23 protein-coding genes and 4 pseudogenes are annotated in these 25753 nt (G+C 50.8%); 13 read left to right on the forward strand and 14 right to left on the reverse strand.

Annotation, left to right across the window (positions count from 1 at the left end; all coding sequences use genetic code 11):
* Positions 1-58 precede the first annotated feature (58 nt).
* The 5 genes and pseudogenes from KRAC_RS73215 (at position 59) to KRAC_RS80530 (ending at position 4205) form a co-directional block, all read left to right on the forward strand.
* On the forward strand, positions 59-640 hold the full coding sequence (locus KRAC_RS73215; protein ID WP_040448446.1) for a hypothetical protein: 582 nt from the start codon (positions 59-61) through the stop codon (positions 638-640).
* On the forward strand, positions 568-1431 hold the full coding sequence (locus tag KRAC_RS54055; RefSeq protein ID WP_157508232.1) for an IS4 family transposase: 864 nt from the start codon (positions 568-570) through the stop codon (positions 1429-1431). Before KRAC_RS73215 ends, KRAC_RS54055 begins: the two co-directional genes overlap by 73 nt.
* Before the next feature lie 106 nt (positions 1432-1537).
* Positions 1538-2161: a hypothetical protein gene (locus KRAC_RS54060; RefSeq protein WP_007921687.1), complete on the forward strand. Its 624-nt coding sequence runs from the start codon at positions 1538-1540 to the stop codon at positions 2159-2161.
* Between the two features lie 211 nt (positions 2162-2372).
* Positions 2373-2984: a hypothetical protein gene (locus KRAC_RS54065; protein WP_007921688.1), complete on the forward strand. Its 612-nt coding sequence runs from the start codon at positions 2373-2375 to the stop codon at positions 2982-2984.
* 69 nt (positions 2985-3053) lie between these two features.
* Positions 3054-4205 (forward strand): annotated as a pseudogene (locus KRAC_RS80530) (IS3 family transposase).
* Between the two features lie 844 nt (positions 4206-5049).
* On the opposite strand, the gene KRAC_RS54085 reads toward KRAC_RS80530, so the two are convergent.
* The 6 genes and pseudogenes from KRAC_RS54085 to KRAC_RS54115 all read right to left on the reverse strand — a co-directional run.
* The gene (locus tag KRAC_RS54085; RefSeq protein ID WP_040448450.1) at positions 5050-5508 is read right to left on the reverse strand and encodes a DUF4179 domain-containing protein; all 459 of its coding nucleotides are present in this window, start codon (positions 5506-5508) and stop codon (positions 5050-5052) included.
* Between the two features lie 839 nt (positions 5509-6347).
* Positions 6348-6890 (reverse strand): GNAT family N-acetyltransferase, encoded by a 543-nt coding sequence (locus KRAC_RS54095; RefSeq protein ID WP_007921705.1) that lies wholly within the window; start codon positions 6888-6890, stop codon positions 6348-6350.
* Between the two features lie 253 nt (positions 6891-7143).
* A complete protein-coding gene (locus KRAC_RS54100; RefSeq protein ID WP_007921707.1) occupies positions 7144-7674 on the reverse strand; it encodes a hypothetical protein in 531 nt (176 codons plus the stop codon).
* Positions 7675-8286: 612 nt separating this feature from the next.
* Positions 8287-10329 (reverse strand): FxSxx-COOH system tetratricopeptide repeat protein, encoded by a 2043-nt coding sequence (gene fxsT / locus KRAC_RS54105; RefSeq protein ID WP_007921710.1) that lies wholly within the window; start codon positions 10327-10329, stop codon positions 8287-8289.
* On the reverse strand, positions 10326-10856 hold the full coding sequence (locus KRAC_RS54110; RefSeq protein ID WP_007921712.1) for a hypothetical protein: 531 nt from the start codon (positions 10854-10856) through the stop codon (positions 10326-10328). Before KRAC_RS54110 ends, fxsT begins: the two co-directional genes overlap by 4 nt.
* A gap of 183 nt (positions 10857-11039) precedes the next feature.
* Positions 11040-11240, reverse strand: a pseudogene (locus KRAC_RS54115) (PHP domain-containing protein); the annotation flags it as partial.
* Between the two features lie 761 nt (positions 11241-12001).
* On the opposite strand from KRAC_RS54115, the gene KRAC_RS54120 reads away from it, so the two are divergent.
* The gene (locus KRAC_RS54120) at positions 12002-12244 is read left to right on the forward strand and encodes a hypothetical protein (protein WP_007921716.1); all 243 of its coding nucleotides are present in this window, start codon (positions 12002-12004) and stop codon (positions 12242-12244) included.
* A gap of 212 nt (positions 12245-12456) precedes the next feature.
* The gene (locus tag KRAC_RS64435) at positions 12457-12870 is read left to right on the forward strand and encodes an NUDIX hydrolase (protein ID WP_007921718.1); all 414 of its coding nucleotides are present in this window, start codon (positions 12457-12459) and stop codon (positions 12868-12870) included.
* A 95-nt stretch (positions 12871-12965) separates the two neighbouring features.
* Here KRAC_RS64435 and KRAC_RS80535 read toward each other — a convergent pair.
* A pseudogene (locus KRAC_RS80535) lies at positions 12966-14179 on the reverse strand (ISAzo13 family transposase).
* Positions 14180-14990: 811 nt separating this feature from the next.
* Here KRAC_RS80535 and KRAC_RS54145 point away from each other — a divergent pair.
* Entirely contained in the window at positions 14991-16001 is a 1011-nt protein-coding gene (locus KRAC_RS54145; protein WP_007921721.1) for a phosphotransferase enzyme family protein, read from the forward strand.
* Between the two features lie 877 nt (positions 16002-16878).
* On the opposite strand, the gene KRAC_RS54150 is transcribed toward KRAC_RS54145, so the two are convergent.
* The 5 genes from KRAC_RS54150 to KRAC_RS54170 form a co-directional block, all read right to left on the reverse strand.
* Positions 16879-17844 carry an AAA family ATPase gene (locus tag KRAC_RS54150; RefSeq protein WP_007921722.1) on the reverse strand — a complete coding sequence of 322 codons (966 nt, stop codon included), beginning with the start codon at positions 17842-17844 and terminating at the stop codon, positions 16879-16881.
* Complete coding sequence (pnuC, locus tag KRAC_RS54155) at positions 17841-18488, reverse strand: nicotinamide riboside transporter PnuC (protein ID WP_007921723.1); 648 nt, start codon at positions 18486-18488, stop codon at positions 17841-17843. Before pnuC ends, KRAC_RS54150 begins: the two co-directional genes overlap by 4 nt.
* Positions 18489-18963: 475 nt before the next feature.
* Positions 18964-19584 carry a hypothetical protein gene (locus tag KRAC_RS54160; protein WP_007921724.1) on the reverse strand — a complete coding sequence of 207 codons (621 nt, stop codon included), beginning with the start codon at positions 19582-19584 and terminating at the stop codon, positions 18964-18966.
* 254 nt (positions 19585-19838) lie between these two features.
* Entirely contained in the window at positions 19839-20129 is a 291-nt protein-coding gene (locus tag KRAC_RS54165) for a hypothetical protein (protein ID WP_007921731.1), read from the reverse strand.
* A 46-nt stretch (positions 20130-20175) separates the two neighbouring features.
* Positions 20176-20355, reverse strand: a complete 180-nt coding sequence (locus tag KRAC_RS54170) for a hypothetical protein (RefSeq protein WP_040448454.1) — start codon at positions 20353-20355, stop codon at positions 20176-20178.
* A 66-nt stretch (positions 20356-20421) separates the two neighbouring features.
* Here KRAC_RS54170 and KRAC_RS54175 point away from each other — a divergent pair, with 66 nt between their 5' ends.
* A complete protein-coding gene (locus KRAC_RS54175; RefSeq protein WP_040448455.1) occupies positions 20422-20613 on the forward strand; it encodes a hypothetical protein in 192 nt (63 codons plus the stop codon).
* A gap of 403 nt (positions 20614-21016) precedes the next feature.
* Here KRAC_RS54175 and KRAC_RS80540 read toward each other — a convergent pair whose 3' ends face one another.
* On the reverse strand, positions 21017-21373 hold the full coding sequence (locus KRAC_RS80540) for a WD40 repeat domain-containing protein (RefSeq protein ID WP_157508376.1): 357 nt from the start codon (positions 21371-21373) through the stop codon (positions 21017-21019).
* Between the two features lie 62 nt (positions 21374-21435).
* Between KRAC_RS80540 and KRAC_RS54180 the strand changes: the two genes are divergently transcribed.
* A complete protein-coding gene (locus tag KRAC_RS54180) occupies positions 21436-22152 on the forward strand; it encodes an IS6 family transposase (protein WP_007921739.1) in 717 nt (238 codons plus the stop codon).
* Between the two features lie 99 nt (positions 22153-22251).
* Positions 22252-22512, forward strand: a pseudogene (locus KRAC_RS54185) (DDE-type integrase/transposase/recombinase); the annotation flags it as partial.
* Between the two features lie 2 nt (positions 22513-22514).
* On the opposite strand, the gene KRAC_RS64440 reads toward KRAC_RS54185, so the two are convergent.
* On the reverse strand, positions 22515-23300 hold the full coding sequence (locus tag KRAC_RS64440) for a transposase (protein ID WP_007921747.1): 786 nt from the start codon (positions 23298-23300) through the stop codon (positions 22515-22517).
* A gap of 122 nt (positions 23301-23422) precedes the next feature.
* Here KRAC_RS64440 and KRAC_RS54195 point away from each other — a divergent pair, with 122 nt between their 5' ends.
* Together KRAC_RS54195 and KRAC_RS54200 are read left to right on the forward strand one after the other, a co-directional pair.
* Positions 23423-24244: an alpha/beta fold hydrolase gene (locus KRAC_RS54195; RefSeq protein ID WP_007921748.1), complete on the forward strand. Its 822-nt coding sequence runs from the start codon at positions 23423-23425 to the stop codon at positions 24242-24244.
* A 139-nt stretch (positions 24245-24383) separates the two neighbouring features.
* Positions 24384-25580: an MFS transporter gene (locus KRAC_RS54200; protein ID WP_007921749.1), complete on the forward strand. Its 1197-nt coding sequence runs from the start codon at positions 24384-24386 to the stop codon at positions 25578-25580.
* The last annotated feature ends 173 nt before the right edge of the window (positions 25581-25753 follow it).

Consider the following 25753-nt stretch of genomic DNA (forward strand, 5'->3'; position numbering starts at 1 on the left):
CAGAAAAAGAAGAGGATACTTTCTTCCAGGTAAAAACGTGAAGAAAGGAAGCCTCCCCATGACCAATGAGAGCGTACCCCCACAAGAACCGGTGTGGCCCAAGCCCAATGAGAAGCAACTCCTCCTGGTTTTTGAGCAAAGTTGTCAAGACCTATGCCGTCCAGCCAAAAAGCGTGCGGGCCGGCCTGCCACGGTCAGTTGGAGCCACTTATGTTTGGCGATTATGATCTGCTTTTTACGCGGCTGGAACGCGCAATTGGAGGTGTGGTGGCTCATTGTCGGTGAACATTTCGGCGGCTTTGCCCCGGTGAAAGTGAGTGATCAAGCCATTTACAACCGCATTGAGCGGGCAGCAATACCGCTGTACTGGCTCTTTGAACACGTGAGCGCCTGGCTGCGGAGGCGTCTGGCTCCTTGGGAAGATCGTCGTCTCGCTCCCTGGGCCGCAGCGGTCTACGCCGCAGATGCCAGCACCTTGGATCAGATATCGCGCTTTTTGCCTTGGTTACGTGCTCTGGCGGAGGGGATACACGCCTGCTGGCAGGCCAGATCAGTGCCTTGTTTGATGTGCGTCTGCAACAATGGGTGCGCGTGGATTACTGGTCGAACGCTCGCGATCACTGCAAGACACATGTTCTGACCCTGGTGGAACGCGTGCAAGCAGGCACATTGCTACTCTTTGATCGCGGCTATCTCAGCTTCGCTTTCTTCGACCAGCTTTCTGCCCGAGGAATCTGGTGGATCAGTCGGTACGCCCATCAGGTGAGCTATCAGGTGTCTCACGTGTGTTATCAAGCCGATGGGGTGCTCGATGCGATCGTCTACTTGGGAACCTCTTCCTCCAACCAGGCCCGTGATCCCGTGCGCTTGGTCCAATTCTGGCTTCACGGGCGGCATTATCGCTACCTGACCAATGTGCTTGATCCACATGTGTTGAAGCTTTCGGACGTGGTGAACTTATATGTGCGCAGATGGGATATTGAATTGGCCTTCCGGGCGATTAAAGATCATCTCAATCTGCACCACCTGTGGAGCGCGAAGCGGGCGGTGGTGCAGGTGCAACTGTGGTGCTGCCTCATCCTGGCTCAGGTCTATCATGCCTTACAGGTGGAAATTGCTGGACAAGCAGGCGTGGAGGTCTTTGAGGTTTCCCTCGATCTGCTGATCCGCCTGACTCCTGGCTGGCTCTCGCGTAGACTGACTCCCCTAGAGCATGCGGTGCGCTTTGGCCGCGATCTGGGTCTGATTCGTCCCTCGACTCGCCATCACATCGAGGTTCCCTGGATCGATCCCTGTTGGGTCGTCCCCCCACCTCCCGAGGCGGTTCAACCTCGGGAGATGGTTCGCTATCGTTCCCAGACCAGAGGCACTGGAACCAAGAGAGTTGGTCTCGTCAGGCTCAAAGCTGGCAAGCTCCATTTGTTGGAGTAGGTGCGTATCAGTTGGGATATACTTGCAGCAAGAACATGTATTGCCCAGACTTTGTTTCAACGAAATGTATTATGCTAAATTGAAGCGAGATGATGAGGACAGAAAGATGGTTCAAACAGATTGGACGGTTTTACTCTTAGGCGGATCATCAGGAGTAGGCAAAACAACGGTTGCAGAACAAATAGGACGTCATCTTGGCATTTCCTGGCTCCAGCTGGATGATTTTCGTTTAGCTTTGCAATGGGGTCTCGCTTCTCTTTTGCCGGAGCATCACATCGAAGCACTGAACTTCTTTAATGATCCTACTGTCTGGCAATCGGCTCCAGAACATCTTTGCAAAGGTTTAATTACCATGGGCGAAAGCATGGTGCCCTCTCTTGAAATCGTCGTAAACAATCACGTTGATACTGCTGCTCCCACGGTGATTGAAGGAGATGGCATTCTCCCTTCCTTGTTTGCTCAACCATCATTTCAACGTCACCGAACAACAGGGCGAGTACGGGCAGTGTTTCTCGTAGAACCGGAAGAAGAACGTATTTTTGCCAATATCATAGAACGACAACGGGGTACACAAAACCAATCTGAGGCAGAATTACGAACAGAGGCACGAACCAAATGGTTGTATGGACAATGGCTCACTAAAGAAGCTCAACAGTATGATTTGCCTGTACTTCCCCCGCGCCCTTGGTCGACGCTTTTCGAGCGTCTATTGTCGGCTTTCGCTCTTTAAATTTTTTCATCCCCATGGCAATCGTCTACTCTTCTAGTAAATAAGCTGAAATCCGCAACGATTTTAAGGTGAACCTGGGAGAATCAGCGCGAATTGTAGGAATTCGCCAGGTAGCATCAGGAGAAACCGCTTCTCATCTGAGGTACGAGCAGAAAATTCTGTAAATAGGCATTTTATATGACGTATTCTTTAGCAGAAAGGTAATCCTTTCATGGCTCAAACAGATAGGCCTGAAGCACTTTTAGATGCAGCCCAACTTATTTTCCAACCCGCCGATGATGTAGAAGCTGTTGTCAATAATTTTTTACAGCGTTGGGGAGGATGGACATTGGACGTTTTTGCCCGTGTGCTACAACAAACAGATGAAACTGATCCCGACGAATTGGCTCAAGATGATAAACTCTTCGCACTCTTAGCGCTCGGCTTCTTGGCTTACCCAGAAGCTTCCGCACTTTTGTTCCCTTTCATTCATTCACCCAAACGGACTGAACGTTGGGTCAGCACACTCTCTTTGGGCCTTCTTAGAGAGTCTGCTGTTTGTCCTCTCCTACAACAAATGCTTCTCGAAGACCTCCTCAATCCTCGTGCTTTCGATCATGATTCCTTTTATGATTCCAACTGGTATATGGTCCTTCGATGTCAGATTGCTTTAGTCCTTGGTGAGTGGGGAAATCCACTTGCTATTTCTCCACTCTGTGAAGCGATTCGGCAATGTTGGGCTTTTGAAACGAACCCAAATATGTATTTTGGAAAACCTGCAAATTCATTTGAAGATTACGATTCTTGGATTATAGATTATGATCGTCTTATCGATAGGTTATGAGATTGCCCCGATTTGAAAGAGTCCCTAAAGCTGAGATATACTCGAAGCAGATCAGAAAGGGGCTTATCAATGGGAAAGAGCCAAAAGGTCTACACAAAAGAATTCAAAGAGGAAGCCGTGCGGCTGGCGCAAACATCAGGCAAGCCGATTGCACAAATAGCGCGCGAGCTGGGTATCTCCGACAGCGCGATTCATGGGTGGCGCAAGGAATTAGCAGAACATGGGAAAGAAGCATTTCCAGGCAAAGGGCATCAAACCACGCTTGAGGAAGAAAATCGTCGCTTGAAACGCGAAGTCGAAAGACTCCAGCAGGAGCGTGACATACTAAAAAAAGCAGTGAGCATCTTCTCACGGGAATCCAAATGAAACATCAATTTATTGAACAGCACAAGCATGAATTCTCCATTGTTATCATGTGCGATGTGCTCGGAATCTCGGAAAGCGGCTTGTATGCCTGGCGCAAACGTTCAGCCTGCCTGCGCGAACGAGAAGATGCTCATTTAACGCAGAAGATACGGCAGGTGTTTGTAACTCATCAAGGACGATATGGAAGCCCACGCATTTTGAGAGAGCTGCGTGACGAAGGGATCACCTGCTCACGCAAACGGATCGCCAGGCTCATGCGGCAGAAGAACCTTTCTGCCAGACGTAAACGGCGTCGAGTAGTGACCACAAAAAGAGATATGGCTCATCCAGTCGCTCCCAACCTTTTAAATCGGGAATTTCGTGCTGAAGCGCCAAACAAAAAATGGGTGACGGATATCACGTATATCCCAACTCGACAAGGATGGCTCTATCTCGCGGTCATTTTAGATCTGTATTCACGAATGGTTGTGGGATGGTCGATGTCGAGCAATTGCGATGAGAGATTAATAGAACAGGCACGCTAACCTTGCCCTTGCCCGCCGTCGCCCTAAAGCGGGGTTGCTGCATCACAGTGATAGAGGAAGTCAGTACACTTCAAGAGCGTATCAGGCGTGTTTAGAACAAGCTGGAATACAGTCAAGTATGTCACGTAAAGGAAATTGTTGGGACAATGCCGCGATGGAGAGTTTCTTTGGAACCTTAAAAGATGAATGTGTAGGGGAACGCATTTATTCATCACATGATGAAGCGCGATTAGCACTCTTTACCTACATGGAAGTCTATTATAATCGTGTTCGTCGGCATTCTACACTCGGATACGTAAGTCCACTGAATTATGAGCGGACGGGGAATTAAAAAACATAACGTAACGTTTGACGTAGTACAATTTTTATACTATAATAAAAACGTTAACGTCACGTTGCGTCAAAACATTTTTCACTCTCCTCACCTCAAACCTCTAGAGACTCTACGAAAACGGGGCAAGCTCATTAGCTTTTGCCCTAGGGAAATTGGGCGCTCAAGAAGCACTTGAGACTATCTCACTCCTGCCGCTTCACTGGCTTCGTGTACAAATGTACTTTATCTTTGGAACGCTGTCCGGTTCAGATCCCATTGATTATCTTATCTTTATACAATCCCCTATTCGAGAATATGTTGATGGTACATTTGAAACCACATATTCTACTATTCCTCGCGTGATGAAAGCGTTAGAAACATATTTTCATCTCCCCCAAGAGGAACAAATAGCCTTTCTTCATCAATTCGCGTCTAAGCCACACCGACGGTTCGATGAAGTCTATCCACGCAATATACCTGGATTTGAGGAACATTTTCCTTATTTTGATGACGAACCTTTTTAATCCGTGTTTATACTTGGCTTGTCTACGTTTTCTTTCTTCTAACTTATTTTGGGACTTATCCGAAAATAGCAAGACATTCACAATGATGGGAACAACTGGGAGCACAGGCCAAATATAGGAAAGTATCATAGGTGTGGGGTTAAATTTTCCCAACGAATTACTATCTGATGTTTTTGATAATCGAGAATCTGCCCTTTCGCTAACGTTTCCAAGCAGCCAGGAGCTGTAGCTGGTTTAGAATTTGCTAACGAGCACGAACACCTTGCTAAACAAAATATACCCATCTCCTGAGCATATTTTGTTTAGCAGAAAGCCAGTGTTTAGAAAAGGGATAAAATTTACAAGCTCTCCCCATGAATCGGATCAGGAATATCACGCCTGTTTTCATGATGAAACGGTACAGTAAATGAAAAATGCCAATGACCTGCCAGGGCGGTGTTCGCTTTGCCAGTCTCCACTAGCTGGTGTACATCCAGGGTAAGAGCAAGAGTTGTTGCCCCCGCCGGAACCAGAAAAGCTGGTTGCAACATATAACAGTGGGCAACGCCATTCTGTGGAGCATCACAGTGTGTAGCAGTGAGCACCTCCTGCTTCTGTGCTGTCGGGCTTTTTACATCATACGAACCTAGAAGAAAACTTCTGTTTGCCTGCGCCGAAGCGATGTCATAGGCAATGACCGTACGCCCTTGATCGGCATAGACCTTCGTCACAGTGATCGTGACGCCCTGATCGCTCTGTGTTTGTCCAATTGACTCATACAGATGAACATCGCCAAAGAGCGAATTCCACATTTGCATACGTTCCCTTTCTTTCTTACGCTCCCTTCGCTGATAACCCATTGGTTGGGGGAGACGCTGTACAGAAGTAGTGGAGAGGTTCTGTCCTCGGTCGGGCAGCATTTGTAAAGCACTTTGAGCAGCGTGTAAATTTTGAAATTCTGGGGTCTCCCGCTGGTTTGGTGAATCCGCTCGCGTGCTCGCAACTTGAGATAGTCAGTTTTACTGTCCATTAGGCCTGTCGGTATCCTATCGTCAAAATGATACCGACAGGCTATTTGTTGAGCCAGGAGAAAAGGCCCTATTTACAGAATTTTCTGCTCGTACCTCAGATGAGAAGCGGTTTCTCCTGATGCTACCTGGCGAATTCCTACAATTCGCGCTGATTCTCCCAGGTTCACCTTAAAATCGTTGTGGATTTCAGCTTATTTACTATCTTCCTCATCCAACTACCGACAGTTTCTGCCGTATATCTTGGCGTCATTGTCGCATATCAAATGCCTTGCTTTTCTTCAATCTCCGACACCACTGATTCGAAAACAGGTCTTGCCAAGGGATCTGGCTCACTTTTGATACCACTGGCGAACCCTTTTCGACAGCATCAGAGCGGTATGGAAAAGCGCACACCTGGATCTCAATCGTGTTGAAGGCTTCTTGCCCCTCGATCTCATGAAGAATCTGCTCGCAATCACTTCTTTTGCCAGGCATCTGCCAAATGCATGAGTGTTTGCCAATCCGAGGCTTTTCATCCAGAGCTTGTTCCCTGGCTGCCTCATCGTTCTCTCCGAGGTTCGCCAGCGGTATCACTTTTGGTAATAAGGTCTTCAATAGCCTGCTAGAAGTCAGAACCCATTTTCGTTCTACTGTTCCTCAGGTGCCATGAATGCTTCACGAGTCATCTCATACACGCTCTGCCAAGACTCAAACTCCCACAGCCGTTCTATCTTATGCATACCCAACTTCTCGGCCAGGCGACATGATGCGATATTCGCCTCTTGCGTTATGATCAACACACTCTCTATATTAAGTCTGCTAAAGCCATCTTCCAGGCAGGCACGCGCCGCCTCCATCGCGATACCACGTCTCCAGAAGATGGGATAGAAATCATAGGAGAGTTCAATGCCTTTTTGCGAGTAATGCAGTCCGCAGAGACCTGCAATCTGTCCGCTTGCCTTCTCATAGACGGTCCACCGTCCAAAGCCTGCCTGCTGCCAATGCGTCTGTTGCCAAGCCAGTTTCTTCTCAATTACCTCCTCACCCACAACGCCACCTAAATACCGCCGCACCTCGGCGTCGCGCCACAGCCCACTCAAGCCTGCATCCTCTTCGCGGCTTGGTCTCTTCAGCAATAAGCGCTCTGTCTCTAGCACTTCTGCATTGTTCACATCAGCCTTATTTTGCATGCTCTGCTTCCTCTTGCTATCTCTATTTCTGCTACAATCACGACGATCATTTCAAGCGCATCCTCCTCCGCAAAAGTTTGCAAGGATTCGGGGCATTCTTAGCCAACTTGAACTCCCCAAAGCGCAAAGTCATTAATGAGGAGGTGCCCACTCATGTTCAGTGGCCTGTTTATGCTCAAAGAGAAAATGATTTTTAGTAGATAAGCTCATCATTCACCAAGATTGTGCCAGAACTAATTTACAAGGCAATTTCTCATGCACAAAATTCAATTCTTATTCCACATAACCCGTTATAACCGGCATCCATGAAGAGTCCCATATTCTCACCTTTTACCCCTGACTGCATAGCGGTCTGCGATAAATGGACGTTTTCTTCTGCCACTTTTTCGCGTAAGAAAATCCGCTGTTCTGTCTGGTGGCGGAGCTCGTGGATTTCATGGGATTCAATAGCATAGTTGAAGTAGGAAAGAGCCGCAGCTATTTCAGGTATGTGCGAGTTTCCTTGCATCGCAATATATCGACACGCACGCTTGCTAAGGAAATAATCTGAGATTTCTCGAGTAGCGCGACCTTGCCTAATGGTAATTTTTGCTTCAAAGAAGTTTTCGATGATAGGAATGTTATCAGTAGCGCAGGCTGCCATGGCTTTTTTTATGACTTGTTCAAAACCACGCCAGTTCGTTCGGTAGCCAAGTTGCTCTGACAATTCTCTTGCTGACCAGTAAACTTGACCTTGATCATTCTCTCGTTTGAGGCTATCAAAATCAGGTGCAGACAAGTTCATAGTAGATACCCTTTCCATCATATCCAGCAATTTACGGAGCGAGAACCTTTTCCTTAATAATCGCTCCCCAATATATGTCTCTTGAGCTTCTCGCTAGGTCTGAACGTGTTACCCGCTCCGGTAACATATTCAGACCTAGCGAGATATATTAAATCAGTCCATTACTTCTCCGATTTGTTGCGCCACTAGTACCTTTCATAAAATTGTATGTCTTTAACAGTTTTGTTGTCAATTGCTCAAATTACAACTCAAGGGAGCCAAAAAAATTAAAGAGAGGAAGGCATTTTACTCCTCAGAAGTACTCTCTTCCCGTTCCTCACGGACTCTAGCTTCAGCATAGAGTTCAATGATCGTTTGTTCAGGGACGTTCTTTCTCAGCATGTGTGATTTGACAATCGAGGGTCTTGGTCACTTTCGGCGTTTAAGCTCACCAACAGGTGGGAGTGAAAGGCTTTCTTGGCTTCTGGAGCGATCTCTTGCTATACGTTCATAACTCTACGATAATCGATCCACCGAAAGTGACCAAGACCCTCAAAATCGTTGCGGATTTCAGCTTATTTACTACTCCCGCATAGGAAAAATAGGAAATAAACAGCTTTGCATCTGTTTATGCTACTCCTCGGTATGCGTTTTCTCGCCTACCTCACTAGCTCCCTGCTCAGACTGAACAGCCTCAAGCCTGGCTGCTTCATCATGCTGCTCAATGGTAAGAAGCAGGGCAATGAGGCGCTTGCGTGTCTCCGTCGTTTTGGAATGATGCGCTCCTAGCACCTGTTCACGAATGGACAGCGCTCGTGCATACCAGAGTCTGGCCTCCTCGCTGTTGCCTTGCATTTCCCGAAATCGTGCAAGATTGTGCATGGTTTCAGCCGTTTCGGGATGCTTGGGACCCACCTGCTGCTCCTGGATCTGCAAGGCTCGCTGATGAAGCGGCTCCGCCTCGGCATACTTGCCCTGCTCAGAGTAGAGGAGCGCCAGATTGTTGAGTGATTGGGCCACATCGGGATGGTCGGGACCCACCTGCTGCTCTCGGATCTGCAAGGCTCGCTGATGAAGCGGTTCCGCCTCGGCATACTTGCCTTGATCGGAGTAGAGGTTCGCCAGATTGTTGAGTGATTGGGCCACATCGGGATGGTCGGGACCCACCTGCTGCTCCCGGATCTGCAAGGCTCGCTGATAAAGCGGTTCCGCCTCACGATACCGCGCACGATCCTTGAGATAGGAAGCTATCTCAAAGAGCAACCGTCCTGCTGCCTCGCTGATCATCTGGTACTGCTCAATCCTTTGTGCTCCTGCCAGTGCTTGTGGAAGCAACCGTTCACACTGCGCCCAGGTTCCATGCTCCACGTGGGGAAAGGTCGCATTGACTGCCATCATTACTCGCTCGGCCCAGGTACGCCGTGCTGTTTCCTCCAGCGAGTCCTGCAATACGGTTTGAACCAATCGGTGTATCGAAATGGTCTGGTTACTGAGGTTGCGGCGTACAAGAGAGTAGGCACGTAAGGCTTTGAGTGTTGTGTTCAATTGTTGAGGATTGCTACTCAGAATTGAGAGGGAGCCCTCTAGCTTGGCAGTGCCTTGGGTAAAGAGTTCTTCGGGAATAGCATCAGCGGCTAGGAAGGTGCAGAGACATAAGAGATCAGCGGCGATTGGGTGGCGTTGTTGCAAAAGTTGAAATAACAGCAACATCGTTTTCGTGACTGAATCTGGGTGATCCTCGACAAGGTCGCCTCCACGATAGTCGAGTAATTGGGCTCGGGACGCTTCATATTTCTGGAGATACCCAGAGAGAGAAATTCCCTCTTCCAAAATGTAGGCCCCAGCCTGATCGAGAGCGAGAGCGAGGCCCCCTAGTTCCGTGCTGAGGCGGCGCGCCAGTGCTTGATCTGCAGGCGATGCCTGATTGAGAGGTTGCCCAATATCAAGGATACTAGCTCGTTGTAAAAGGAAAAGAGCCGCAGTGTCAATGGATAAGGTGTTGATCTCAATTCGTTGAGCCAAAGGGGCTGTGACTTCGGCACGAGTAGTAAGAAGGATGTGACCTGTGGGACTTGTGGGAAGAAAGCTACGTACCATCACCAAATCATCAGCGTTGTCTAGGATAAGAAGCCATCTATCGTGGGTGATCAACCATTGCTTCACGGCTTCAACGATTTTGAGTTGGTCTTGCTCATCTTTTTCAGGCAGCGAGAGCAACGTAGCGAAGGTCACATAGTCGGCGATCATGCTCTCACTGGCGGCAGCTCGGGCCCAGAAAACATATTTATAGTCGGCGACAAAACGGAAGGCGTATTCGAGAGCTATTTGTGTTTTGCCGATGCCGCCCAAGCCACTGAGTGCGAGCGAAGTGAAAGCTCCTTTGCTTGTTCGGAAAATGTTGGCAAGAGTGGTGAGCAGGTCTTCACGACCGACGAAATAAGGGTTGCGGCGCGAAGTGATAGTCCACAGCAGGGAAGTGGAGGATGAGGGCGATGAGGGAACTTGCCCTTGCTGGGAGAGGATGATCTGGAGGCCACTCACTACGTTGGTTGCCTTGAGTTCTTCTACATTGATAGGACCTCCCGGTGTAATGTGCTGATCCTGGAGTTGCTTGAGGAGGTCGGCTAGCACATCCGCTAAAGGAGAGCCAGAGGGAGGAGAATCATATTGACTCATATTCCAAGTAATCCCCGTGTGACTTGCCAAACAGTGGCTGCAATGGGAGCAAGTTTGATCACCAGGGCACCAATCTTCCCAGCTTGTTCAGCTGCTTGAGCGCTTTGAGTTAAAATCTCATTGACGTTTTTAAGCCGTTTGAGTACTTTCTCTCCATTGGGTTGTGACTTCCCCAGTTCTTTTTCTGCAACTGTCAGGTCTTCAGTGGCGGCCTTTGCCTCGTCTTCGTCTGGAATCTCCTGTGCTGCAATGGCTGTCTCTACCTGCTGACGTAGAGATGCCAGTTCACAACGCACGTCTTCAGTGGTAGCATGAGCGGGATCAGCGATATATTGGAGGCCGCTGACAAGGTTACGAGTGGTAATGTCGTCAGCGGTGATTTCGCCGCGTTGGATGGCTTGAGCGAGTTGAACAAGCGAGGAAGCAGATTGAGCATCACCACCTTGGATCTGTATGCCAGAAACGATATTATCTGCCTGGATGCGTTTTGCGCGAATACCACCAGGTTGCTGATTGTCTGCGCTCATAGGTTTCGTCCTCTCCTTTTCGAGATAGTACTACGTTTTTCGGAACGTCTAGTTATTTTTCTTATTGCTGACATTCTTTTCAAGAAAAAACAAGCGCAACTATCGATTCTCGCCTGTTTCCCTGACACCCACTCTCTCCCAAAGAGTGAACGACCAAAGCACTGAATTTGGTCCGTTAGATTCAGGACGGATATCATTAGCCTTGCACGCCTTGTAGAACTTCAGAGCGCCATACATCGCACCATGATCGGTGATCGCCAGGTGCTTCATGCCCAACTCTTTGGTCTGCTTCACCAGCGTCTTGATACGGCTAAAACCATCGAGCAGGGAATACTCGGTATGGACATGCAGATGCGCGAAATCAGGTGAGCGTGTAGCTGCCATGTGATTCCTCTTCTTGACGTAAAGGGGGTATCCAAATGCAAGCTTCCCCCCTTCATTTTCCTCTTCGTACACACAATGGGGTCGTCTCGGTCTTGAGCAAGATCATGTACAAGGGAAAGGGCTTACCACCATCAGCCCCTCTCGTTCAACACCGTCTCCGTGCAGGGCAAACCAAGGGTCAGAGAGGTGCTGCTGTTTCCGCGTCCGTGCCTCTCTCAGAGAGCTAGGTCCCGCTGGTAAATTCACTTAAGGGCTGACGTTTTTTGCACTCAAGGGTGGAATTTTGATGCGAAGGATTGGAATCCACAGGTTCGAGTTTGGGAATACGGCTCTGGAAGCGGATTTCAGCACACGACGTTGGTAAATTCACGGCAAGAGGAAGTGGAAAAGAGGTCCTTCTTTTTTCCGTTATGAGGGAAAGGGCTGAGTAGCAAAAAACCTTCATTTTGTGGCACTAGGATCATGTCTAACAGTCGTGATTGCAGGGACAGGACCGTTCGAGCGTTGAAGCACTTTTTCTCAGGTAGCTTCCCATTCGCCGGGCTTGAGTCCGTATGGGTTTGAGTCCCACCTCCACTCTTTTCAAACCCTGCGAGAAGATATGGGGACATCTTTGCCGCGTGTCTCTTGCCCTCTTGCAAGATCGACGAATCTCTTGTGTATCGGGTATACTTGAGAAGGCAATCTGGCAGGACCTGAAACGAAAACGGTGCAGAACTGCGGGAACGCCACTTTCACAGGAGTCAAGGAAGAAAAAGCGTATGCCATCATCCGTTCCCCCATCAGAAGCATGGTATGAAGCCTTGCTGAGCATCAGCCGTCAGGCAGCGGATCAGGGCTCGTTTGAGGTAGCATATCATACCTTAGCCGCAGCCCTGTCCTGTGTGAAAGACCGCCCCCAGGAACACGCCCTGCTCGAAGAACTCCAAGCCCTGCTGGAGAAACAAGAGCGACCGGATCAGCGATTCGATGTTCAGGTTGAGGTAGGACTAGGATGCCTGTAAAATCCTATCACAAAGCAGGCTCCTGGCTCTGGGATCAATGGGGCCAGGATCTCCCATTGGGTGTCGGTCACATCTGAAGGATAGGGCTTTCGAGCACGCTGATTCGTCATCGAAGTTGATCCTTTCTCTTTGCTTGACTGACTCCTTTGCTTTTTTCTCTCGGCACTTTTCTTCGTTACGACACACTCTCATAAAACCAAGTGAGGAATAACATGATAGAGTCAGTTGCGGATGTGTTAGTTATAGAAAACAACAAAGTACTATTAGTACAGCAGAAACAACAGAGTTCCTACGGCTTGTGGGGTTTTCCTGGTGGTCATCTTGAGCCGGGTGAGACCGCTCAGGAGGCAGTCGCGCGGGAGATTCACGAAGAGCTTGGTACAGTGCTCATGCAAGTCAAACCGTTCAAGGTAACCCGTATTGAGCGGCCAAGTGGAACGCTTGAACTCAACACATTCACCGGTGTATTACGTGGCCCCGTAGTCCTAGAGGACCACGAACTCATGGCCTATGGTTGGTTCAGCCTCGAATCGCTTCAAATAATGCGGGAGAGACTCCGGCTGCCAATCTTGCTGGAGCACGCTCAAGAACTGCTCATATCTCTTCCGTCCGTCGCAGGCAAATAAGCAGACAGGCGAAATCCACCATGGCCTGGAACATACATTTCTTCCGCTCATACCGATAACGTAACCGGTGGTAGCTTTTAGGGACTCTCAAATAATTAATTATCCCTGCCAACAGACAGAGAATAGGTGATATCCACAAACCATTTCTCCAGGGAAGGCCATCGCTGGAGGTGGGTTTCCACCACTTGCATGGCTTCCTTCGTCAGCTTCACACCAGTTTGATACGTGGTCGTCACCAAATCAACCATCGGATGGTTCCCTTTCCATGTCATCGTTTTGGCAAACTGGATGACAGCATCCACCGAATCGAGCAAGGTCCCATTCCAGTGCTGTTCTAAAATGCCCCAACAGCGCTCAACCGGATTGTATTTGCTATGATAGGGTGGATAATATGCCAGACGGACGGTGATCTGATACTGCTGCACAAATGCGAGCAAACGCTGCATGAACTGGGTCCGACGACTGTGATTCTCTGGTCCATTATCCACATTGATGACAAGTGTCTTGATGTGGGAAAAGCGCTCTTTCACGCTCTCCCACCACTGCACCAGGCGATCCACCAGACAGTCGCTGGTCACTTTGGAGACGACCCCGTACAGAAAGAACTCATCGGAAGCGGGCAGGAAAATGCCCACCGGCGTCACCGTGGCTTTTGCCTCAAAATCATGGTCAGCCGCTTTGGTCAGCACACGGCTCTTTCCTCCTCGTGCAAAGGGACCGACTTTGACCGTTGCCTTGGCATCCATCGAAAGGCGTAAGGTCGAGTCCTGCGCATCTGCCTGAGCATTGACCTGCTTTAGATGCTCGAAGATGGCATCCGTTTCCGGGAGTTTTTTTGGGGTTGCGTCTTGGCCACCTTTTTGAGGGAATATCCCAGCGCATTGAGCCTGGTCGTGATCGTGACTGCCGTTGGTAATTCAGCATCGGTGTAATGGAACGTTGTGATCAACTGGCGACGGACTTCTGTGGCGGTCAAACGCGTGTAGAGCCGGGTACTACGAAACTGCGGATCGGCTTGGCTTTGCCCATCCACAATGGCGGTGATATCCTTCAGCAAGTTCGGCAGATGCTCTTCGCTGCGTTTTCTGCCTCGAAGCTGGAAGGCATCCACACACACCTGTCCGCTTTTCAGTTCATGCTCGCCTTTCCTGATCGTTGCACGATTCCAGCCCAACTCCTCTTCGGCTCGACGTTGCCCTCCTTCTCCCAATGCTCGTACCGTCCGTGCCATAAAAAGACGACGAGCGCTGCCTTTTAATTCCTTTGCTGCCTTGATCAGTAACTCTTTCACTTCCTCTGCCAGTTCCATCTTCCATCCTTCCAGAGCTTTTTTGCTTCTAGTCTATCATCTCTGGCAAGGGCGTTTCTGGGGTGATTTATTTTTTTAGTTTCCCTTAAGCCACGCAATAGCTCGCTCCACAAACGTCCGGAATTTAAATTGATCTTTGTCCATATGGGCATGCGGCCCGTGCTGTCTGCGGTGACTTTTGCGTTGCCTTTCGGGAATGTTGCTGGTCGTACCATGCTTGAGTAGGTTGCGGCGGAATGCTCTGCTGTCATACCTCTTGTCAGCGTTGAGCTCACCGAGCCTCCGCTTAATACCGATGCGCAGCTTGTTTACTGTCGGAAAGACCATAAATTCGCCAGTTAATTGAGCTTGGTTAGAATGTTGTTCTGGTTTTCTCTGACGCATATCTTCGCCCGAAATGGAATTTGACCCATAAACCTGCCCAAAGTTTTCTTCTCCCAGCTAGCTCGGATTTTCATTCACGAACCCACGTTTCACGCCTCAATCTGGTGGAGAATTACGTCAATGCGGCGAGAAAATGCGTCACTACCTTGTTTTTGATTCCAAAGTTGGGTATGCTCTCAGCAGAGGTATCCAGCACGCCATGCGGAAATGGTTGTAAATGTGATTACTGAATGGCGTAGTTTTTTGATAAGTATATGATGCTTATCGCAGATAGCCTTCCCAAAGAGAAAGCTCTTGAACCCGCTTACAAAGCCCTTTCCCTCGTTAAGGGAGGGAAAAAGCAACACCGAAATTACGTCAAACAATTATCAAATTTTGTCGCCATTTAGTAATCATATTTACACATGAATGAAGGTGGGCCATCGCCATGACCGGAATCGAAGCTTCGACCTCTCTCCCTCCCTTGCCGCGCTGGTTCGGACCTAGAGCCAGCCCAGATGATCCGGCCGTCTCGGCCCTGATCGACCGCGTCGCGCGCGGGGCCGGGTGGGCAGACATTGGCGGTTCGTTCAACCTCAACGTGCGAATAGACGCTGAGCCGCCGGTTGTCCTCCGGGTTCATAGGCCGTGGGTAACGCGCGGCCGAGTGGCTGGATTGCGACGCCTGCGCGAGCGGCTCCAGCGCACCCAAGTCCGAGTCGCTCGGCCGATTCGGATGTTCGGCTCCGACTTTGTGAGGGCCGCTGATCGTTGGGCTGAGCTTGAGGAGTTCATCGATCACGTGCAGCCGCCGGCGACCCAGGATTCCTACGTCCGCCTATTCGAGGAGCTCGGACGTCTTCACGCGGCGCTCAAAGCAGTCTGGGAGCCCAGTCCGCCCGAACCTCTCGACGACCACAGGACATTCGGCCAACTGCGTTACTCGGTCGGCTTCACACGCCGCCGGCTCGGACCCCGTAGCGAGCCGGTCGTGCGTCGGATGCGCCAACTGACTGGCGAGTTGTCCAAGCTCCGGAAGGGTGTCGAACTGCCATTCGCGCCGATTCACGGTGACTACCGCTTGGGCAACGCGGTCGAACTGTCAGACGGCTCATGGGTCACCCTGGACCTGGATTTTGTGAGGGTCAGGGAGCGGCTGTACGACATCGCGGGCGCTCTGAGCCTGATGCGCGACCTTCCCGGCATCGCCACCAGCCTGAACCCGGGTGCACAGAGCGGCGAATGGATCGAGCCGCGACTACTGCTCGACGCCTATGAGCGCACCGCTCCGGAACCCCTGACTCCCGACGAGCACCGTTGGCTTCCCGGGGCTCTGGCCCTTGTACCCTTGCACTGGGCTGCCACCGCCGGACTCGCAGGAGACGGCGTCGAGGAGGCGGAGAGCGCAATGAGCGCCGCCGAGACCTGGTGGTCGCGTCGGGCTGAACTGTCGTCGTAGTCCGGCGGCTGCGCGACAAGATATCCTTGATCTGATTGCTGCCGCGACAATCCAGCAGTAAATGGGGAAAGAAGCCTGAAGCATCGATTGCAATCGCCAGACCCTCTCCAGTGATCTGGATATGTTCGACGCGCATCACTTCCGGTAGAGAAAGCAGAGATATCTCTCCATCATGAACTCCCTCTTGCGAGAAAATACATGTTTCGATGAGACGCTATCACCTTTCACCGATATGTCGCAAAGCAAGCGAATGGTAAACCCCAAGAGTGGACTTGCACTAGAGCCGTCTTAGCCCAGACTTGACGCATATCTTCGCTATTTTCTCCCTCTGACGCATATCTCCCCCTTTTGGCGAATTTATGTGTCAAACGACATTTACTGTACGCTCAGCTGAAGTAATGTCGTTACGGTTGCCTTTGGCAGACAGCGTGGCCAAAGGCAAGCCATCCCTCTCGGTTAGTACACTGACATTTGTACCAGTCCGGTGATGTTTGCCAGAGTAACCGGTACACTCCTTGAAGTTCGGCGCTTGGACGAGCGTGCCATCCAGGCTACCGAGTGAAAGGTCAATCTGTCCTTCTCGGTCAAGTAGTTTGAGTACGGTCTGCCAGGCTGTCCGGCCGTTTCTTACCTCTCAAAATCGACCGTTTAATGGCATGCACTGTTCAGCTTTTCTAGTGGGGAAGCGCATCGCCTCCGCGAGCAGGAGCATCGTGATTGGAAGAGTATCAAAAAACGTATCATAATCAAAGTATCATTTCCTGAGAGGTGAGATGAGTATCTGACACTCACAGGAGAGGTTTTTTGTAAGCTGGAACAACCGGCGTATCCTTAGCGGAATGTAGAGGGGGTTTTATGTCGGGGCCCCTACATGGTCTTATGCCTGAAGGAGGCCTTCTACAGCTCGAATAGCTTTCGCGAACCGTGCATCCCAGCTTCCGCTGATCCTGATATATGGGCGATTGCGCTGCTCCAGTACCTGTAGACACCGATCGAGAAACTCTTGCCTCTGGTCGGAGAAAAAACGTTGGTTGTCGTCTACCCAGGGGACATCAATATCTGTGACCAGGTAGAGATCATAGCTCATGGCGTCCGCGGCCTCGTAGAGCCAGGAGGGGCAGGTGCCAAAGAGCGCGTTGCTCCAGACAGTTGTCGTGAGCAGATCTGTATCACAGAAGAGCACGCGATTGGCCTGTCGCGCCAGTGCTTGTGTAGAAGCACGGTGCCCATGCGCGATTCTTGCGATGTCTTCGAGGTCGTCACACCTGCCGTTTTTGAAATCCAGCAGGCCGCGAGCGTATTCCTCGACGAAAACCGTCTGGAAATGGCGTGCCAGGTCGATGGTCAGGGTGGATTTGCCGGTTGATTCGGGACCGTATATACAGACGCGTTTGACATAATGCGGGCGCACAACTGGCGGAATGTATTGCCAGTATTGCAGCGGATTGGAGCGGAGACGCGTTGCTGAGATAGGGACAAGTGTGCGTGGGTGGTTGACTGGAATATACTCCATACCCAGGAGTTCAGCTAACTTCCAGCCATAGTCTTCGGATGCGAAAATAAAGTCAGGAATGTAGGGGAGGGCCGCGCGCAGTGTCTGTTCCCAGATCTGCCAGTACCGTGGATCTGTTTCCTCTGGATTCTCGTCATTGACGCGAATCACACGCGCCCAGGGTGCCATTTCTTTGATCCAGGCCACGCGCAGTTCCCCGTCGATCTCGTCAGTGGGTCGTGTTCCCACTACTAGCAGTAAGTCATCGACATAGTTTTGCGCGAAATCGATCAGATATTGATGGCCGAGGTGTGGTGGAATAAAGCGGCCAAGCACAAGACCAGTAGTCATGCGTATGCTCTCCTTGATTGCAGCCACGCGCGTATCCCAAAAAGGCACATGACCAGAAAAGTCACGTAGACCACGCCTGTCAGATAGAGTCGCTCGTAGATATAAAGCGGGATATAGATGAGATCAGCTAGAATCCAGCCGTACCAATTCTCCACAAATTTTTTGTTTAACATATATTGTGCCACAAGACTGAGCACAGTCGTCAGCGCATCCCAGAATGGGGCCGAATCCTGCAGTGTTTGCAGATAAAAGGTCAGACTGGTGGTAGCGATTCCCGTGATGAGCACAAGCACCAGAAGTTCGAGCGGGGAGATATTAGAAACGCGCAAAGAGGTCTTATTCTTGCCCCCGTGTAGCCAGAGATACCAGCCTTGCAGGCCTAGCAGAACGTAGAGCACCTGCAAGCCCATATCGGCAAAGAGTCCAGCTTGCCAGAAGAGGACGAAGAAAAAGATATCATTGGCAATCCCGATAGGGAAATTCCAGATATTTTCCACTACCGTTAACCAGACTGAGAGAGCGCCAGTAATAAAGCCGAGGTCTTCCGTCAGTGTGAAAGGAATAACCTGCAACCATGAGCCCACCAGCAGCGCGAGAGAGCCGCAGGTGAACAGAGTAAGAAAGACTATCGTTCTTATTTTCACAAAGCATCCTACTGCCCGCTTTGCGAGCGACATGAGTGAGGCATGGTAATGGATCAGTTACGAGCAAGTATACCATATTCAGCTCTTGCTTCCCTGCTTTGGGAGCCAATCGGGTATGCGTCACGTTTTTGCAACCCCCAAAGGGGGCGCGGTGGTGCCCCTCGTTCCATAGGCACCACGTTGACGGCGCCGTTTCACGATGTACCGCCAAACAGAGGCGCCACGTTGACGGCGCGCCGATTCATCACCCAGGAGGGGCCAATCAACCTTTCATGCGTCAAGTTCCCTGGGCAACACGCCTTTTTGGCCTTTTTTGGGTGTGACGTTGGGGGACATGGACGCATATGGGGATAGTGATTGCATCCATGAGATAAATCCGCGCGCCGTCAACGTGGTGTTGAAAGTCAACTAGTCTTTGTCGACGCATTGCCTCAAGGAATCATCAGCATTTATCTCATGCTCTCTCTACACACGTCTAAAGGCTGATCTCCCAAAGGTGCTTCACCAGAGCAGCGCGGTGCGCGGGATTATTCCAATCGAAGGCCGGGGCGTTTGCTTCGGCTTCCTCCTCGCTCTCATACGCATCGTAATCTATGAATGGATTGTGCACAAACGAGAGCGCAGCATCCAGATCGCCTGGCAGGATGAAAATCTCGTGGAGCCACCAGGGGATCACTGCATCATTGACGATACCACGCAGGCGCGTGCTCATCTCAGGTTTATAGCCCTGCTCGACAAACTTTGCCAGCAGGGTATCAAGAGCCTGAACTGTTGCATCCCAGCGTGCATTAAACTCATCAGCAGTTATTTTAGGTGGACTAAAGTGTTCGTGGATCCTCTGTATCACTGCCAGGCCGGGCAGAAGATCGGCGAGATCTGTGGCGTCCCCTGGCGACAGATCAGATGTTGTGGGAGCTCGCAAATAACGATAATAACAGATGACATGACCGAAATCGGGAAGAGCATGCCAACTCTCCGCCATCGGCGTATCTCCAGTCTCAAAAAACATGCACGCCCCATCTGTGATTTCGACCTCTTCCCACCACATAGGGTCCTGTTGCCAGCGTTCGTGATACTCTTGAAGTGATAAGGGCATAAAAATGTCAGCCTTTCGTGAAATAATGACCCGCATAGTGCTCAGCGCCCACAAAGATGCGCTCATGACAGAGACTACACAGCAATCCACAACAATTGCGCGCTCTCCTGCACTACGATCCTATTCTTAAAGCTCATCCAAAAACTGGTAACGTCGCAAAGCATTGCGCTCACTTCGCCGGATGCGCCACCGCCGGATCAGCCGGTCCCGGCACCAGATGCTCTCAGCGCTTTAGCAGCCGCGCCACCGGACAATCAACCACCAGCCTGTTCTTCCGCCATATCAGCCTCTTCTCCCGCTTCGGCTGTGGCGCGTAGCGCGGCTAACTGCGGAAGTGCCGTATTCAGCAGATCGCTGGCAATGGCAATGGCCTCCGCAGGTGTTAGAGAGATAGCGACCTTGAAAGATGGCTCCAGAATCTGTTCCTCGGTCGGCACCTGATGGCGCAATTGCAAAATGATATGCGCGGGATCGCTGTAGATGAGAACCCTGTCTCCCGTTTCTACTGTCCGTGGTACGCATTTCATCCCTCTGGGTGTGCTCATAGTTTGCTCCTTCGCTCTAGTTTCTGCCTGGCTCGACGCATCAAACCTATCTCCCCTCGTGCGCCACCTCCGGATCAGCCGGCCCCGGCACCAGCCGTGTCTCATACGCCACGTCTGTCTCCATGGCCCGCTGCATCTCGTCGTAGATTTCGAGGATGACCCGTTTGGTGCGGTACTCGCCGCACTGCTTCACTTCCTTCTCCCGGTACCCCCTGAACGTATCCATGATATAGTCCACATCCTCGGCGCACGCCGCCTCGAATCCTACCTTTTAGCGGCCATCTCCAAATACATGGATAGAACCGCCTTTGAAGAGGCCCTCACGCTTGAACGCCTTGTGGAGCAAGAGGCTGAGAAGCGCTTACAGAACGTGATGAGCGGCTTTGTTGAAACAATGACCACCCAGGGCGCGCCAGGCTGCAACCTCCCACTCAAAACACAACAACGCTATTTTGCCGCAAACACAGATGACCCAGGGGTATAAATAACTCCAGCGAGAAAAAGGCCCTCACTAAGAGTGGCCTCTTGCAGCCGCCCCTGCTGCTGCTCTGTCGCAACGATGGCAGTTGCTCGCGAGTTTACACTCGATGAGATCGCCAGCGGCCTCCAGATGTCGGCCAACTCGATGAGAAGTCCCTCTCTTGATGGAGGCTTGATCAATACAGGTGTCGTGTCTCTCGACGAGGCACGGTCGGGCGGCGACTATCTACCGATCCGGGCTCATTCCCTTTCTTCAAGAAAGATTTCCCGAGCAAAAAGAGCCGCTTGATGCGCTTATTCCTCTACTCATGTATGACACCCTTCGTATACGGATGAAGAAAAACGACCACTGGCGACGAACTTGGCTCGAGCAGCACCCAGTGCATAAGCAAACAATCATTAAATTTTTAACGCGGGGCAATCCATATATGGACATTAGCTTGGACAGTAGCTGCGGGAGGGTATGACTCAACGTGGTTTAGATCGAAACTTATAGAAGCAATCCGGGTTCCATCGGGAGACCAAGATACTATAAAAACACCTCCCAGTCCCACATGATTATTGTAAGTATAAATCCACTGCTGGTTAGCTATATCCCAAACTTGTACGGCATTAGTTTTTCGATCTTGATGCCCATTAGAGTCACTACAGCCAATAGCAATATATTTGCCATCAGGTGACCAGGATATTGAGTTTATCGTTGGAATAAAATCATCTCCGTTACTCTCCAGTTTGAAAGTTGAAATTAAATTTCGTGTATGAATATGATACTGTCAACTTGGCTATGGGCTTGACCAGAAAACAAATCTTGTGACAGAGTGCGAGCATGAAAACAAACACCACTGCTCCCGACTACAAAGGGTTCCGTTTCCCTTCTGAGATTATCAGCCACGCGGTTTGGTTGTATTTCCGCTTCTCACTCAGTTATCGTGATGTTGAGGAACTTTTGGCCCAGCGAGGGATCGTCGTGACCTATGAAACAGTGCGCCAGTGGTGCCAGAAGTTTGGGCAAACCTATGCCAATGAACTGAAACGCCGTCATGGAAAGCGAGGAGACACGTGGCACTTAGATGAGGTCTTCCTCAAAATCAACGGGAAAACCCACTCCCTGTGGCGGGCGGTTGATCAGGATGGCAATGTGCTTGATATCCTCGTCCAAAGCCGGCGCAACAAGCATGCTGCCAAAAAGTTCTTTCGTAAATTGCTCAAAGGCTTGCAATACGTGCCGCGGGTTATCATTACCGACAAACTCGCTAGCTACGCCGCCGCCAAGAGGGACATCATGCACAGTGTCGAGCACCGCCAGCATAAGGGCTTGAACAATTGTGCGGAACGTTCGCACCAACTAACCAGGCAACGAGAGTGCACCATGCGACGCTTCACATCCCCTGGCCATGCGCAACGCTTCCTCTCTGCGTTTGGTCCGATCTCCGATCATTTTCGGCCCAAACGCCACCGTCTGAACGCCTCGGTCTCTCGTGCCCTCATGCAGGATCGCTTCCAGGTTTGGAATGAGGTAACCAGCGGGAAAACAGCAGCTTAAGAGAAAACCACTCTTCTCAACCTTCCACCTTCTCCTTTCCTCTCATCATTCTTTTCAGAAAGGCTCTTCCATTATCTCGCTAAGTTGACAATATCTCTCAAAGCCAGCGGGATCCTTTCCTCATCAGTTGAATTGCGACAAGTCAAATACTTGAATAATCTCATAGAACAAGACCACCGTTTCATCAAACGACTGGTCAAGCCAGGAATGGGTTTCTTTTCGTTCGAAACAGCTTGGCGAACATTACAGGGGTATGAGGCAATGAACATGATCAGAAAGGGACAGGTACAGGGAGTGAGCAAAGGTCACAGCACACACCAGGCTGCATTCATTGCTGAATTGTTTGGGATAGCCGTCTAAACTCAAGAATATGCCAGGGCACTCCCGTTTCTTGTATTCCTCTCGGCGTTTTTGCAACACAACCGGTCCGCGTGCGTTGCCTTGTCGGATGGTTGCAACTTGTCGCCCCATTTGCGAGGCGCACCGCGTTTGCCTGTTGGGGGAGGAGCGGGGCGGTAAAAACAGCGATTGCCTTTGAGTCGGATCAAGGTTCCTGTGATCGGCAAGCCACTGAGTTGACACCACAACCAGGCCGAGTCATACCCGCGATCCATGTAGGCCAGGGTGTTTTTCGGGAGGTGCGGAGCCAGACGCGCCAGTTGGAGAGCGGCCACCTGGGCCGCAGTGGTCGAGGTCTCGATGCGACGTTGGTCCAGGACATAGGTCCAGCTCCCTGGGGTTGCTGGCAGGGCGACCACTGTCGAAAACTGCCACCCGTAGGTAATGGCCTGTTCTCCATCCGGCAAATTTGGTACCTTTTGCCCGCTGCGATCCGGCGAGGTCACCGCTTTGGGACGCGCAATGTTGCTGGCATCTATGCCAATGCGCAAGGGCTGATCCAGGGCTGGTCGAGCGAGGTACTCAAGAAACAACTCGCGCAAACGGCCCTCGTCGATTTTGCCGTCCGACAAGGCTTCATAGACACTGTCCCACGTCCGTTGAAAATGCGGCGACAGCGACAATTCGATCAGCGATTGAGCCTCACACTCGCTCAGCAGTGCGTCCAACAAGTTGAACAAGGCGTCTTTTCCCTGGAGAAAGCAGCCGTACACGGCGTGACGAAATTCGTTCCATGTGTTAAGGTGCATTCGAGCAAGCTCCTGCGTATTCGTAATACAGGAACCTTACTCGCTTGGGTGGCTTTTCGCAAGGGAGGCCACCCAGTTCTTAGTTAGTCCAAACTAGAAAAGATCGAGGGAGTTTTTAATACATGAAATGCACGATTCGGGATATACCTATCAATTATGAATCCTACGGATCTGGTCTACCTATCATTTTGATCCATGGAAATACGCCAGATCATCGTCTCATGAAAGGTTGCATGGAACCTCTTTTTGCACAGCGGATTGGCTGGCAACGTATCTATTTTGATTTGCCCGGCATGGGACAGACTCCTGGTAGTGAGCATATCAAGAGCACTGATGATATGCTGGATGTCGTGATAGATTTTATCGATGCGGTTATCCATGAGCAACCCTTTCTGATTGCAGGTACATCGTATGGGGGCTATCTCAGCCGAGGAGTGCTCAAGCGCAGATTCACTCAGGTTGCGGGAATGGCACTCATCTGCCCGGTTATTCTCGGAGAATGGAGTCAGCGAGACCTCCCTCCACGTACCGTGCTGGTCGAAAATGCCCAATTATTGGCTTCACTGGACCCGGCTGATGCGGAGGTATATGGCTCGATGGCGGTGGTACAGAATGAATCGAACTGGCGGCGTTATCGAGATGAGATTCTCTCGGGGATCAGGATTGCTGATGAAGCGTTTCTTCAAAAGCTGAGTCAGCGTTATAGTTACTCGTTTGATGTTGATGACCTTCCACAACCTTTCTCCAGGCCTGTCGTGATCCTTGTCGGAAGACAGGATCATGTCACAGGCTATCGGGATGCCTGGCGTATTTTGGAAAACTATCCTCGTGGCACCTTCGCTGTATTAGATCGTGCTGGCCATAATGCGCACATTGAGCAAAGCCAGCTCTTTCAGGCTTTGGTCTGTGAATGGCTCGATCGGGTGCGGGAATCCATCTCGTGAACATCAAGGCCGCATTCTGAGTATTCGTAGTTAGATTGTGTTTCATGGGAATCTGCCAGGCAGTGCTGGTTCGGTTCCTGTCCTGTTAGAAAGATATATTGCCGTGAAGAATGAATATACACACCAGGAGTTGGCCGTTTTGGGAGCGGAAACGGTACAAGAAGATAACCCTGCACCGCTCGACCGCCGCCTGGTTTGGATGATGGCGGTAGCCTGTACACTCTCTATCGCCAATCTCTACTATGTCCAGCCGCTCCTGGCTGAGATGGGTCAGAGCTTTCGTGTCTCTGTGAACCAGATTGGATTTGTTGCAACGCTGATGCAGTTTGGCTTTGCGGCAGGTCTGCTGTTGGTTGTGCCATTAGGTGATAGATACAATCGGCGCACTTTAATCGTGAGCATGTTGGGGGTCGTAACGCTTGCGCTTATCCTGGTTGCGCTGGCACCGACCGTGACGGTGTTAACTCTCGCCGGGTTTTTGTTAGGGTTTGCCACCGTGGTTCCGCAGATCATTGTGCCCCTGGCGGCCAGCCTGGCAGCTCCATTTGAGCGTGGGAAAGTTATCGGGACGGTGATGAGTGGCTTATTGATTGGTATTCTGTTGGCGCGTACGTTCAGCGGCCTGATTGGAGCGTATCTGGGATGGCGGGCGGTCTATTGGAGTGCTGCCGTCATCATGATCGTGCTGGCTCTTGCCCTGCGCTTTCTTTTGCCAAAGGATCAGCAACGTTCAACCATGAGCTATGGGCAACTCCTCCGTTCACTTGGAAGCCTGATTCGCACTGAGCCGATCTTGCGCGAGGCTGGAGTCTTTTATGCACTGTCATTTGGTGCATTTAGCGCTTTCTGGGTTACCTTGACGTTTATGTTGCAGTCGCCACCGTATCATTATGGTAGCGAAGTCGCCGGGCTGTTTGGCCTGGTAGGGGTAGTGGGCGCGTTTGCGGCCTCTTTTGTTGGCAGACTTGCTGATCGTTTGAACATTCGTCATGTGACCGGCTTAGCGCTCCTGATTGTGCTGTGCTCGTTCATCTGTATGTGGCTAACTGGATACTGGCTCTGGGGTCTCATTGTTGGCGTGATTCTGCTGGATCTAGGTGTGCAGGGGACCCATATATCGAATCAGACGCGTGTCTATAGCCTCGATCCTGAAGCACGCAATCGTCTGAATACCGTCTATATGGTGACAGGCTTCATCGGTGGCGCGCTTGGCTCATACCTGGGTACATGGGGTTGGAGTCTTGCTGGTTGGAATGGCGTGTGTAGTGTCGGCTGCATCTTGCTGGTTGCCGCTCTGGTGGTGTATGCAATCAATAGCAAACGCAAATCTGGGTAGTGACTCTTGATAGGAGTGGTAGAATCAAGGTCAGAAGGGCTGACGTGATGCGCCGATGCATGGTGGTGAGCACTGGCCGTCTGCGCGCCTGCCCGATCCTGCACTCTCGATGTGTGGCGCTTAGTCACAACACGATTCGCGGAGCTGCCAGTGGCTCGCCGCTCAATGTGGAA

Origin of the sequence: Ktedonobacter racemifer DSM 44963, assembly GCF_000178855.1 — a bacterium.
GTDB lineage: Bacteria > Chloroflexota > Ktedonobacteria > Ktedonobacterales > Ktedonobacteraceae > Ktedonobacter > Ktedonobacter racemifer.